Origin of the sequence: Flavobacterium suaedae (assembly GCF_014642915.1) — a bacterium.
Classification (GTDB): domain Bacteria; phylum Bacteroidota; class Bacteroidia; order Flavobacteriales; family Flavobacteriaceae; genus Flavobacterium; species Flavobacterium suaedae.
Genome location: NZ_BMJE01000009.1, coordinates 85,579 through 99,195, shown reverse-complemented (window position 1 = coordinate 99,195; position 13,617 = coordinate 85,579). Strand labels below are relative to the sequence as shown.

General features: G+C 32.7%; 11 protein-coding genes. 4 read left to right on the top strand and 7 right to left on the bottom strand.

What is annotated here, in order from left to right; translation table 11 throughout:
* Nucleotides 1–123: 123 nt before the first annotated feature.
* The 4 genes from IEW45_RS14425 to IEW45_RS14410 all read right to left on the bottom strand — a co-directional run bounded on the left by IEW45_RS14425 (nucleotide 124) and on the right by IEW45_RS14410 (nucleotide 7,034).
* Nucleotides 124–1,656: a hypothetical protein gene (locus IEW45_RS14425; protein WP_188621978.1), complete on the bottom strand. Its 1,533-nt coding sequence runs from the start codon at nucleotides 1,654–1,656 to the stop codon at nucleotides 124–126.
* 35 nt (nucleotides 1,657–1,691) lie between these two features.
* On the bottom strand, nucleotides 1,692–2,144 hold the full coding sequence (locus IEW45_RS14420) for a hypothetical protein (protein WP_188621977.1): 453 nt from the start codon (nucleotides 2,142–2,144) through the stop codon (nucleotides 1,692–1,694).
* A gap of 72 nt (nucleotides 2,145–2,216) precedes the next feature.
* The gene (locus IEW45_RS14415) at nucleotides 2,217–3,992 is read right to left on the bottom strand and encodes a porin family protein (protein ID WP_188621976.1); all 1,776 of its coding nucleotides are present in this window, start codon (nucleotides 3,990–3,992) and stop codon (nucleotides 2,217–2,219) included.
* Between the two features lie 27 nt (nucleotides 3,993–4,019).
* Nucleotides 4,020–7,034 (bottom strand): tetratricopeptide repeat protein, encoded by a 3,015-nt coding sequence (locus tag IEW45_RS14410; RefSeq protein ID WP_188621975.1) that lies wholly within the window; start codon nucleotides 7,032–7,034, stop codon nucleotides 4,020–4,022.
* A 177-nt stretch (nucleotides 7,035–7,211) separates the two neighbouring features.
* On the opposite strand from IEW45_RS14410, the gene IEW45_RS14405 reads away from it, so the two are divergent.
* Genes IEW45_RS14405 through IEW45_RS14395 form a run of 3 tightly spaced genes read left to right on the top strand, consistent with a single transcriptional unit; the run spans nucleotide 7,212 to nucleotide 10,127 of the window.
* Nucleotides 7,212–7,895 carry a cell division ATP-binding protein FtsE gene (locus IEW45_RS14405; protein ID WP_188621974.1) on the top strand — a complete coding sequence of 228 codons (684 nt, stop codon included), beginning with the start codon at nucleotides 7,212–7,214 and terminating at the stop codon, nucleotides 7,893–7,895.
* Nucleotides 7,896–7,908: 13 nt separating this feature from the next.
* Entirely contained in the window at nucleotides 7,909–9,237 is a 1,329-nt protein-coding gene (locus IEW45_RS14400; protein WP_188621973.1) for a hypothetical protein, read from the top strand.
* A gap of 8 nt (nucleotides 9,238–9,245) precedes the next feature.
* Nucleotides 9,246–10,127, top strand: a complete 882-nt coding sequence (locus IEW45_RS14395) for a glycosyltransferase family 2 protein (RefSeq protein ID WP_188621972.1) — start codon at nucleotides 9,246–9,248, stop codon at nucleotides 10,125–10,127.
* Here IEW45_RS14395 and IEW45_RS14390 read toward each other — a convergent pair.
* Genes IEW45_RS14390 through IEW45_RS14380 form a run of 3 tightly spaced genes read right to left on the bottom strand, consistent with a single transcriptional unit; the run spans nucleotide 10,101 to nucleotide 12,434 of the window.
* Complete coding sequence (locus tag IEW45_RS14390) at nucleotides 10,101–11,213, bottom strand: glycosyltransferase family 4 protein (RefSeq protein WP_188621971.1); 1,113 nt, start codon at nucleotides 11,211–11,213, stop codon at nucleotides 10,101–10,103. The two genes, IEW45_RS14395 and IEW45_RS14390, sit on opposite strands and share 27 nt — an antisense overlap.
* A complete protein-coding gene (locus tag IEW45_RS14385; protein WP_188621970.1) occupies nucleotides 11,210–11,617 on the bottom strand; it encodes a sugar 3,4-ketoisomerase in 408 nt (135 codons plus the stop codon). Before IEW45_RS14385 ends, IEW45_RS14390 begins: the two co-directional genes overlap by 4 nt.
* Nucleotides 11,601–12,434, bottom strand: a complete 834-nt coding sequence (locus tag IEW45_RS14380) for a glycosyltransferase family 2 protein (RefSeq protein WP_188621969.1) — start codon at nucleotides 12,432–12,434, stop codon at nucleotides 11,601–11,603. The genes IEW45_RS14385 and IEW45_RS14380 overlap by 17 nt, the downstream gene beginning before the upstream one ends.
* 43 nt (nucleotides 12,435–12,477) lie before the next feature.
* Here IEW45_RS14380 and IEW45_RS14375 point away from each other — a divergent pair, with 43 nt between their 5' ends.
* A complete protein-coding gene (locus IEW45_RS14375; protein ID WP_188621968.1) occupies nucleotides 12,478–13,617 on the top strand; it encodes a glycosyltransferase family protein in 1,140 nt (379 codons plus the stop codon).

The window sequence follows — 13,617 nt, the reverse complement described above, 5'->3', positions numbered from 1 at the left end:
TTTAAGTTTAACACACAAATATAAGAAAACACAAGGGATAAATACAATTTACAAAGCACTTTAGCACTCAAGTTATTAACATTTTATTAAAACAAATAAGGAGTGATAAAATGTTATTTAAGATTAATTAAGTTCATCTTTAGGTTGGATATATTTAGGCAGATATGCAACAGCCTCTTTTAACTTAGCTTTATTATCATCTTTCTCCACTTCATTATCAAGATAATAATTGTAGTTTAAAAACAGGTAATACACTAACAACCTATTATAATCATCCAACTCTTTACTTTTAATCATACTCAACATTTCACTCTCAATAATATCTCTGTCTTTTGATTCAGACAGTGAACGACCTATCCTCCTAACATTTCCGAAATAGTGGTTTTCAGAAGGGTTATCTACCCTTAAAACTATTCCCAGTAGTAAGTCACTAACATTAATATTCAGAACTTCTAGTTCTTTTATATATGTTTTTCGTCTTCCCCATGCATAACTTCCGTCACTTACCCGTTCAAACCTATCATTCATAATATCCAAATGAGATCTAAGAAATATTTCCCAACTAGCCGTTTCTCCTGCTAATTCAGCTATACTTAACGCGTGTATACGAGGACTGTCATCCATACTACACCCGCCAACAACAATTCTGCTGCGTTTTAAAAACAATTCATTTTTCTTAGAAGAGTATATGCCCACATATTCTTCAAATTCATCATTTGAAACATCCTTACCTGATAAAGCACTTTTAAGAGCTTTATCGAAAAGTTGTTTGCATTTTTTATCATGCTGCATTAATGAATCAACCTTTGATAAACGTTTAGATTCCCATATCTCCATCAACTCAATATACTCGTCAAACTCTCTCTCTTTTGCTGCCAATGTTATTGTATCCATAGCAATAGTATCTGTTTGAGCTGTATAAAGTTCTTCATAGTTATACGTAGGCGTTTTTAGCTTCTCGTGTAAGTATTCTGTAAACTCAGCCACAATTCCTTCTACACTTCCATAGTATGACCTTTCAGCATCTTTAAAATATACTGTAGCAGTAGTATCTACAAGACATTCTGAATATTGAACTATTCTTGCATATTTATCAACCAAAACTGTCTTCTTTAACGGTGATTTTATATAAATAGCGGCTATTCCACCTTCTGAATATTTTGATTTTTCATAGTAAGTATATAGCCAACCTTGGTTTTTATCCTTATATTTCTTAAAGTTATCCCCTCTATAATAAAAGTCATCATATCCATTTCTATCTTGCATTTCGCTACCTAAAACATCAAAGTACAAGACATCTTTATTTTCATAATCTTTATAAGTATTTCGTACTACTAATACTTTTTCAATAACTTCAGCCTCATCAAAGTACTTTTGTTTTATTACAGCAAAGTCAACCCCATTATCAATATCTGTTTTTGCTTTTGCAGCTTTTTCTCCGGAAATGTTTATATATGATGCATTTCCCTGCAAAGGAGAATAAAAAGTTTTAGCCTCACATACTTTAAACTTTAGATTAAGAGAGTCTACAATATGACTCAACTTTTTAATAGCCTTATCAGAATATATAAGACCATTTTCACCTTCAAACTCTTCGCTTTGAGCAACAGATACTGTTACGCATAGCAATGCCATAAATAAATACAAGGTTTTCATAAGTAATAATTGGTTTGGTTAGTACTCTTTAAAATTTAAACGATTTTTTCTATAAGATATTTCGTATTACTTATTTCAAAAGTACCGTCAACCTCCATTCCTATAAGTTTACTACCTAGCGGTGACTGCGGAGAAAGTGCAATTACAGTACAACCATCTACCGTAATTTTAGGCAATGCTGCGCTTACAAACAAATACATAGTATTTGCTTTTACTAAGCTACCTAAAACAATTTTAGTGTGAATTTCATCTTCTTTTATTTTGTTTAAAATGGCTTTTTGGTGCAATATTTCAGCAAGTTTGGCATTTAGTTTTTCCTGCTCTAAATGCATCATAGAGAGTGCCGTTTCATGCTTATCACCTGCCGAACCCTTAGCATCATTAGCAGCCCCTTCGGTAAGGGCATTTATCATATCTCGGAAAGCATCTTCTTTATCTTGTATTTGCTGCTTATAATACGCTATTACTTTTTGCTTTAACTCTTGCATAATAGTTTAAATAAAAAACCTGCATGAAACATGCAGGCTGTTATTTTGTAAAAATACGTTATTTATATTTTTCTATAAATTGAATTTATAAGTTGCTCCCAACATAAACTGGAATCCTTGCACCGGGTAGTTTACCCAACGCTGGTAATCCTGATTGGCTATATTGTTTAACCTAAGAAAACCTGATAAACGTTCGTTATACTTATACCCTACATTAGCATTAATATCAAAGTAGCTATCAAGCGTTACAATCAAAGGAGCTGAAGGGAAGTCAATATCCGCATCATAAGATGTTGCCACATAATCCTTTCTTTCTCCTACAAAGAAAAGATTAGCTCCGGCATACCATTTCTCAGTAATATCTACATCAAAATTAGCAGAAAATTTCATTTCCGGTAAGTTCCATGCTTCTTGTAAATCGGTATCGTAGCTAAAATATGAACCACTTATTCCTGCTGATACTTTTTCTGAAAAATCTGCTTTAAGTTCTCCAAAAAAGCTTATTGTTCTTAGCTTATCGTATAGTATATTAAAGGAGTTACCATAATCATACCCTTTTCCATCCGCAGAATCAAAATCAATAAGAGAATTATTATGGCGTATAAAAGCACGGTTATCTTCGTTCATATACGAACCTCGCACGTTATAAGCTACATTGTCTGCCAGTTTACCTTTTAAACCTACATATATATCATATTGTTGGTCGGTAGGTGCTACAATAAGACTTGAACCTACAAACGGGTTTTGTCCTACAAACTGCTCATATGAGTTTTGTTGCAGTGTACCTTCTGCTCCCGCATAAGCCACCATTAAGTCACCTACTACTTTATACGATGCTTTTACCTGCGGATATATATAAAACTTGTTATCACTTTCCCCCATTAGCTTACCCATGCTGTAAAATAAGCCTGCACCTATGTTTACAGAGAATTCATCTCTTTGGAATAATATGCTAGGTTGGAAGCCTGCATTAAAATAGTTATAATCCAGAGCAGTATTATCAGTAGCACCTACATACTGATTATTATCGAACTCACCACCTACATAATCGAATATAAAGTCAAGTTTTATTTTTTCGCTAAGTACGCTTACATCAAATGATGGTTTTGCAATAAACCTGTTTTCCGCAGCATCAAAAGCATCCCAAAAACGTTTAAACTGTAGAGATGCACCTTCAAAAATCCCATCATCTTTCATAAGGATATTACCCCCTGCATTTATGGTATGGTAGGTTTGCTGCTCATCAATACCTGATATTTGCTCATCAGTAAAGTTTACAATCGAAATTGGTAAACCATACCAATTATACGCTTGATTCTGATAACCTAAATCGGCATTCCAGCTATAACTACGTTGTCTGCTTCCGTAGGTTAAATCTAAACCTGTAGTGTAATATTTATCATCAAGGGCTACATCATCTATACCTCCCTGAGAGGAAAGGTGTCGTAGCATACCGCCTACATATGAATTTCTGTCAAGATTTTCAGTAATAAATAATTCTGCGTTTACAGTACCATAATTACCTACCCCAAGTAAAGCATAATTATTAAACAGTTTTTCCCGTTTAGCTCGCTCTACTCCTGCTGCCTTACCTTTTGCCGGAGTAAAAGTAGAAGCTACCGGAAATGAAAAAATGTTATACTCTATATTTTCTTTCTCTGTATTCTCCTCATCCTCTATAACAGGAGTTTCTTTTACTTTAAAAGCATCTGAAATAGTGGGGGTATAAGGTTTTACTACATTAATTACCTCAGTTCCTATATTTTCATCATCTTTTTGAGCATACATACCATGAAACGATGCCAAGGCGATAATAAGTGCTATTTTATATTCTTTTTTAATATTCATAGTCAACAATGTGAGATAGCTTTAAATTTAGTTTTGTACAGAAGAGTTACGTTTTGCTTCCTGGGCCTTTATGGCATCAAGTTCCTTTTGTGCTTCTTCCACCACATCAGGGTATGCTGTAAAGTTTTTAATTACGTTTTCCAGTATATAAGTTGCCTGGAAGCTGTCTTTAAGCCCATAGAAGTTTTTAGCCATAATTACCAGTGCTTTTGCACCAAAGTATTTATAACCCGAATAGTCTTTTGAAAGTTTCTGTACTGCTTCATTCGAGGCTTCATATTTACCTTCTTTATTTTTAAAGTAAGCATCATAGTATAACGCTTCTGCTGCTAACTCTCCTTTTGCAATGGTTAACAATTTAGCGTAAGCCTGTTTTGCTTTCTCCTCGTTATCCGTTTTTATAGCAGAACGCGCTATTATAATTTGTGCATCACTTTTTATTCTGTCTTCTGTTTTACTGTTAGCCATTACTTTATCGGCATATACTACAGCATTAGCATAGTCCTTTTCATCATAGTAGCACTTCATTAAATTACTTTGTGCAAATGTTACGTTTTGCGGGAACTCTGCTTCTGTTTCCAGTCTTTTTAATACAGGGGTCGCCTTTGCACAATCTTTATTTTTAAGGTGTATTTGCGAAAGTCTTGCCAGCGCCTGCTCCGTAAACTCATTACGTGGTTTAGAGATTACATACTCGTAATGCGATACTGCATTATTAGGTAAATCATCAGCAAAATATGCCTGTGCCAAATAGAAGTGCGCTTTTAGGGCTGATATTCCGTTAGGGAACTTCGCGATATAACTGTTAAGCGATGCTATTGCCTGCTTAGTGTTATTTTGCATATATTGCTTTTCAGCAGACTCGAATGCTGTATTATCTAGATCTGCATCGCTTACATCAACAAAACTTAATGTTTTTACCCAAGCTGCATACTCATCCGTACGACCATTGTCTACATATATTAACCTTGCAGTAGATACCGCTTCCATAGCTTCAGGAGTATTCGGGAATTCCGCTACTACCTTTTTAAACTTCGTTAATGCTTTATCATCTTGCTGCGCATTGTAGTAAATTAATGCCTGACGCATTATAGCTTTACTTACGTAAGAACTATTCTTGTAATTATCGATAAGCCTGTCGTATGCCTGTAATGCTTTGGCAGTATTATTTTCAGTAACATAAGTATTACCTAATTCGTATAAAGCATCATCTGCAAATTTAGATTTAGGATACGATTGTATAAATTGCTCTAAGTCTTCTATTTTTCTTTCGTTACGAGCCACAAAACCATAACTAATCGCTTTTTGGAATAAAGCATAATCAGCATCTATCCCATTCATGGCTATCGCTTCATTATACGCCTCCATTGCCGGCCAGTACTTACCCGAAACAAAGTAACTGTCTCCCAACCTTAAGTAAGCATCATTAAGCCTTATTTGGTCTGCCTTACCTGACTCTACATAGGTTTTAAAGTTTTGCGATGCCTGGTCGTAATTCTTTAACTTAAAATAGGTATACGCTAAGTTATAGTTAATATTATCGTACTCAGGAGTTGTTTTAGCTTCATTGAATTGCAAGAACTGTTTGAAACTTAATAACGCTTCGTTAAACTGACTTAAAACGTATTCTGTTTCGCCTTTCCAGAAAGTAGCACGTGCTGTAAAGCGTGGATTACGCTGTTCTGCAATAGATTTTTTAAACAGGTTTAAAGCAGCCTGATAATCACCATCAGTATATAGCTCCATACCTCTGTAAAAAGCCACTTTTTGATAGGCTTCTCTGTTTTCAGGAGATTTATTCTTTTCTAAGAGTGATAATGCTTCTTTATAGTTTTTAGAAGTAATATAAGAGCTGATTAACAGGTTTTGTAGCTCTTGTCTAAACGGACTGTCAGGATATCTATCTAAAAAACTATTTAGAACCTCAGGTACACTTTGGTACGGGTTACCTATCTCGTAACTTAACTTAGCGTAGTTTAAGTAAGCATCTTCCTGAATTTTAGCATCAAAATTCATTTCCGACGCATTTTTAAATGCATTAAGTGCCTGCTGTTTTTTACCTGTTTTTAAATAACTCTCCCCTAAATGGTAGTAAGCGTTTTGAGCAACAGCATCGTTACCGTTTACTATTTTATTAAACTCTGCTATAGCTTTTTCATAATCGCCCTGCTTATAGTAAGCATAGCCCAACTGGTAAAAATCAGTATTATTCCATCTGCCTTTTTTACCTCTGTATTCTGTTAAGTAAGGAATAGCTTTATCGTACTGCTTTAAGTTAAAGTAGCTCTCCCCTATTATTTTATTCAGTTCTGATTTTTCGATTGCATTTGATTTTGGTAACTGTTCCAAACCTAAATCAATAGCTTTTTGGAAGTTTCCAAGCTTAAAATTCATATCTGCCTGAAAATAGGACATATCTTCTTTATACCTGTCATTATCCTCCACCTGCTCAAAATATTGATTAGCTTCAGTATAGTCATCACTATCATAAGCTATATAGCCTAAATAGTATTTAGCCTGCGAACCATATTCTTTTGAGTTAACAACTTTATTCAGGTATTTTTCTGCCTGCTTTTTATCGCCACTATTAAAGTAACCATATCCCTTCTGAAAGTTATAACGCTCACGCTCTGCATTAGTCATGCTTCCGGCGTCAACTTTATCATACCACTTTAATGCTTGCGCATACTTACCTTGTTCAAAATAATATGATGCAACTTCTGAATATGCCTGATTTCTTTTGGTACTGGTAGGATAATCTTCTACAAAATCTTCCATAAGCACATCGGCATTCATCTGGTTAAGGCGAATGGCACAATTTGCTATGTAGTAAGCACAGTCTGCCTGTACTTCCATCTCGGAATTTTCTTTTTTTGCTTTTTCAAACAAAATTTGTGCTGCCTGATATTGTTTTTGATTATACAGGTCTACACCTTTTTCAAAATCTTTAAGCTCGTGAGTATAAATAGTAGATTGTTGTGCTGAAACGTTTAAGCCATATAGCAGCAGTGCAGCTAACGACAGCTTGTGTATTTTACGCATATTTCCTGTCTTATTTAGAATAGCCAAATATATCAATTCTTATTGTTTTTTAACGTGTATTCTTTACGTTTTAGTATGGTATTAACACGTAAATATACTATTATGATAACAAGAAAATAAAATTTTGAAAGGAAACGTTATCTTATTACTTTTACCAATCTAAATTGTACAGTATATATGTCTACACCTGTTCTATCATTAAAAGATGTTACCGTATACCAAGGTAATAATGCAGTAATTACTAATGTAAACCTTGAAGTGAATCATGGTGAATTTATTTACATAATTGGTAAAACGGGATCAGGTAAAAGTAGTTTTATGAAAACCCTTTATGGCGACTTGCCTTTAAAATCAGGACAGGGTACTATAGTAGATTATGAGCTTGAAAGACTGAAAGAGAAACAGATACCTTACCTTAGAAGAAAAATCGGTATTGTTTTCCAGGACTTTAAACTACTTCCTGACAGAACGGTTTACGACAACCTTTTATTTGTACTAAAAGCTACCGGCTGGAGCGATAAAAGGGAAATGGAAGTTAAAATTAATGAAGTACTTGATAAGGTAGGCATGAAGAATGCCGTACACAAAATGCCACATCAAATATCAGGTGGAGAGCAACAAAGGGTTGCAGTAGCCCGTGCCCTGCTTAACGACCCTGAACTTATTTTAGCCGATGAACCTACAGGAAACTTAGACCCACAAACCAGTGTAGAGGTAATTAACCTGCTTAGGGAAATTAACCAAAATGGTAAAACCATAATAATGGCTACTCATGATTATGCATTGTTAATGAAGTTCCCTTCTAAAACTTTAAAGTGTGACAGCGGGACTTTATTTGAAGTAGTACAGCGTACTGTTTAATTTGCTGCAGAGCATGACTTTTAAAAACATTTCTAATTATATTTCTGAAAGACCTATAACTACAATTATACTATTTGGTATTATTGTAAGGCTATTACTTTTAAGTTTCTATTGTCATGTAACTATTTTCCCTGACTCTGATGATTATATACATGCATCGCAGCAGATTTTAAAAATGGATCTTTCTGACTATAATGGTGTACGCACATTAGGTTACCCTGCATTCATATCTTTAACAAACAGCCATCTCCCACTTACCATATTTTTACAATTTGTAATTGGTATAATTACATCTGTATATGTATACAAAATAATGTTGTTGCTTAATTTCAGGAAAGGCATTGCATTACCGGTAACACTACTATTAAGTAGTTTTATACATTCACTGTTTTATGAAACTAACATACTCACTGAAACACTTACATTACTATTTGTAACACTTGTATTCTATAATTTATGTAAAATATTTTTCCATGACAGTAAAAGCTGGAAACAGTTTTTAATACTGGGACTATTACTGGGTTATCTTGCTTTTATTAAGCCTTTTTACATGTTTTTACCATTATTAATATATGGTTTATATACAATTACCAATTTTAAAATAGGTAGAATCATCGATCGTATGGCTATTATTTTTGTGTTTCCTATACTAGCATTTTTAGCCAGTTCTTATATTAATTACCAAAATACAGGACGTTTTGTGTGTACTACAATATATGGTGTTTACGCCTCCCAAATATGTACCTATTTTGCAGAAAAAGCTCCTGATGAATACAGTGAAACACGAGAGCTTTATATTAAATGCCGTGAGGAAATTGTAGAAAATGATGGAGATATAGCTATGACCGGCTGGCGTGTAAGGTATAAAATGGAAGAACAAACAGGGCTTAACCTCATTGAAATTTCTGAGAAACTAAATGAATTTAGTAAAGCCACAGTAAAAGAAAACCCGATAGAATACGGCAAACAAGTATTACGGGCTTGGTTGGGGTTTTGGGGAACTAACATATATTGGAATTATGATGATTTCAACTTTAAATACACCAACAAGGTATTTTTAAGTATTTGGTATATAGAAAGTGCTATACTGAAAATATTAAAATTACTTTTTGTATTAATAATACCATATCATATTTTCCTGTATATAAAAAACAGAAAGACTACGCCTGAATTTATTATAGTTATGATTGTTTTTGCTGCCTCTGTGGCACAGGCTATGTCTACTTTTGGAGAAAATTCCCGCTTTATTTTCCCATTTGAATCTATACTGATTATAAGTTTATTACTTACTTTTAAACCTTTAATAGAAAGAATTATAAAACAACCATTACTAAAAACGTAACTCCTAAAATGCTGTCTATACTTATACCTACATACAATTATAGTATTACAGCACTTGTAAATGAGGTTTATAAGCAATGTACTCAAAACAATATTGTTTTTGAGATAATTGCTATTGATGATTGCTCGACTGAATCATTTCTTAAAGAAAACAGAGCAATTAATATGCTTGAAAATTCCAGGCTACTGGAAAACACTAAAAACTTAGGAAGGACATTATCCCGAAAATTATTAGCTGAAACAGCAACTTTTGAAATGTTACTGTTTCTTGATGCCGATGTTATACCTGTTAGTGAAAACTTTATAAAAGATTATCTATTATATATAGAAAACAAGACAGAAGTTGTTTTGGGTGGGTATGCTTATACGGACAACCCGCCAGAAAGTGATAAAATGTTACGTTATATGTATGGAAAAGAAAGAGAAGAGCAACCCGCTTCTGTACGTAATAAAACTCCTTATGGCTATGTTTTTTCAGGAAATATACTAATCCGTAAAGCTATTTTTATAAAGTATAATTACGCTGAAAATGAAAACTTTTACGGAATGGATGTCTATTTCAGCTATAACCTATATGTAAATGATATTCCTGTTATCCATATCGACAATCCTATCTATCATTTAGGTTTAGAGAAAAATGAGGTTTTCTTTAAAAAATCAATAGAAGCTGTAGCTGTAAGACATAAATTACTACATAAAACACCTGATATTGATGCTGTAAACGGATTAATGAAATATTACAAAAAGTTATCTAAAGTAGGTCTTAAAAAAGTGGTAGGTATAGGTTTTAAAATAACAGAACCTATCCTTAAAAGGATGATATTAAAAAAGAAACCTAACTTATTTTTTTTAGATATTTACAGGCTAGGCTATATCTGTACGCTTAAGTGATTTTAATAAACCATCCCATTTTTTCATTATAGGCTCAAGTGCGTATTCTTCTGATTTTTCTTTTGCTTTTCGCCCCATTTCTCCTCGGAGTTTATTGTTTTGCATTAAAGTAATAGTAGCTTCTGCAAAAGCCTCTATGTTTCCATCCTCAATTAAATAACCACTCTCTCCGTTATTTATTATATCTTTTGTGCCTACAGGACAATCAAAAGCGACAGAAGGCACCCCACAAGCTGCTGCTTCCAGCAACACCATACCAAACCCTTCATAACGAGAGGTAAGTAAACAAAGAGAAGCATTTTGATATACCGACTGTATGTTTTTTGTAGGTTTATAAAATGTTATGTTACTAACCTCTGTTTCTTTTGCCATTTGTCGCACATCATATTCAGGGTTAAAACTACCATAAATATATAATTGCCAGTCCGGGCATTTTTTCAGGATATTTTTCCATGCTTTAAAAAGTCTGTCATAACCTTTTTCATAAACATGCCTCCCTATAGCTACTGCTATTTTATTTTTTAGTTCTGCCTCCTCTTTAATTTTTAACCATAATGGATTTGGAATTACTTCTGTATTCTCTATTTTAAGTTCTGTTAAAGCAGCAGTAGTAAGTACTATAATTTTATCATACTTTGATAATACTTTTAATAAAAACGGCTGAAGAATATTTTTATTAAAAAACTTTTTAAAGCTATTAATAGATTGAAGTTCTATGTGTAAAGAAACATGTAATTCATAAACCAATGGGTATTTTTTACCGGTTATATAGGGCAACAAGTAACTTTTAAGTCCATTATCACACATTACCACAACATCAGGCTGTAAAGTATGTAATACGCTTTTTATATACTTTTTATACGACTTAAAATAGGTAAATAACCCTTTCTTCTTATCGGGAGCTATTTCTATAATTTTAATTTTAGGGTCAAAATCATAGTGCAGTTTTTCTTCCGGCTTAGCGTTCGTAACTATAATAGTTATTTTATAGTCCAGTTCTTTAACAAGATAATTCGCTTTAACCGAAAGTACACGTTGTATACCTCCTGCCCCTGCTACCTTATTTGTTATATAAACTACATTCATTTTTTAGATTCCAAAAAAGTATCAAAATCGCGTATATAATCCTTTTCTAAAAATTCACCTGAAGCTATTACTAAACACACTGCTCCTGAAGAAAAGTTCATTAACTCCCTCCATAATCCTTGTGGAATTAATAATCCTTGATCGGGACGATTCAGCATAAATGTTTTTTCCTCTTTACCATCCTTAATAACTACTTCAAAACTTCCACTAAGTGCTATCAAAAATTCCTGTTGTTCTATGTGTGAATGCCCTCCTCTTTCTGCACCACCTGGAACATCATATAAATAATACACTCTTTTTATAGTGTATGGTAAAATCTTCCCTTCTATAACGGAAAGGTTTCCTCTACGATCTTCTATTTTAGGAAGTGAAATTATTTCAGCCGTATTAACCGTTGTTTTCATCCAGTTGTAAATATTTTTTTCTGCCTGCTTTAGCTCTTTTTAAAAGTACAGGTATTTGTTTTATCGTAATTTTTTTTTGTTTAATATCAAATAGTATTTTAATATATACCCATAAGAGAAAATTCCCCCTGAAAAGAGCTGAAAATAAAGCTCCCTGTATGTAATATTTATCTTCAACTACTATTTTTTTATTAGTATCTGCTGATGAATGAGACAGTAACGTTTCAGGCTCCAGTATTACTTTTCCTCCTTTAGTGTATACCTCATTAATAAAAATAGCCTCTTCGCCCATTTCAAAAGTTGCTCCTAAGCCAAAATTTTCATTAAACTCAATGTTAAAACTATCAAATACAGTTCTATTGAGAACCATCTCAACTGACATTATATTGAGCCTATCAAAAATAGAGGTATTATCTTTCGTGTAATCTGGGTATTCTTTATATAATTTACCATTTTCATCTTCAACTCTAAAACTGATAATTACAGCATTAGAGTTATCATTAAAAGCCTTTACTATTTTATGCTGAAAATCCGGTTTAAAGATAACATCATCATCAGTAATAATACATAATTTTCCTTTTGCATTTCTTAAAGCCTTATTCCTGCTTTTGGAAAGTCCTTTTTCAAAAACATTTATAACTCGGATATTATTATATTCTGAATGTATTTTTTTTTCTTCAGTGGTTTGGTTAACAACTAGAAGATTAAGAGAAGTATAATTAATAGACGGAAACATATCAAATAAAAAATCAAGATTATCTCTATTCATGGTGGCCACAAGCACCTCTATATCCGATTCTTTAAATATGTCCGTCAAAATGTTTATATATTTACACAAATATATAGATTTAGAAAAGCTAATGAAAATACTTTTAATAGGTGAATATAGCAGGCTTCATAACTCATTAAAAGAAGGTCTTATTAAACTAGGGCATCAAGTAACTGTTGTAGGCTCTGGAGATGACTTTAAAAAATATAATGTAGACTATACTATATACCCGAAACTTACTAAAAATACTCTATTAGGGAAACTCGCTAAAAAAGTAATTTACAAGCTTACTAAGCTTAATATAGAAAAAACAGAACAAGGATTACGTTTTAACTCTTTACTACCTAACCTAAAAGGATTTGACCATATACAGTTAATTAATTCTGATGCTTTAGAAACACATCCCAATTTCCAAATAAAACTATACAAGAAACTGCTCAAACAAAACAAACAAATGAGTTTATTGGTTTGTGGGGATGAAACACCTATTGTTGAGTACAACTTAAAGGGAGAACTAAAGTACTCTGTACTTAGTCCTTATATGGAAGATAAAAGTCTGAAAAACATATTTTTATACTCTTTAAAATACCTAAACAACAACTATAAAAAACTATTTGAGTGGGTTAAAGAACATTCAAAAGTGCTTATAACCTCTGATTTAGATTATGAAATCCCTATGAAAGAGATGGAGTACAAAACAACTTTTATCCCTAACCCAATAAACACTGATAAAATAAGTTATATACATCCTGAAATAAACAATAAAATAATAATATTTTTAGGTATTAACAGACTTAGTTATTTAAAAAAGGGAATACATTTTTTTGAACAAGCCCTCAAAGTAATTGAAGAGAAATATAAAGACAAGGTTGAAATTATTATAACTGAAAATATTCCTTATGCCGAATATATAAAGCTATATGACCGAGCACATATATTACTGGATCAGGTATACGGGTACGACCAAGGCTATAATGCACTAGAAGCTATGGCAAAAGGAAAGGTTGTTTTTACAGGAGCTGAAACCGAATTTATTAAGCATTATCAGCTAGAAGAGTCTGTAGCTATAAATGCTATACCAAATGTAAATGACATAGTAAAAGAGCTTTCTGTTTTAATTGAAAACCCTGAAAAAATTGTAGAAATTAGTAAAAGGACTAAAAATTTTATTGAAAAAGAACATAATTATATTAAAATTGCAGAAAAGTATATAGACGCTTGGACAACCTAA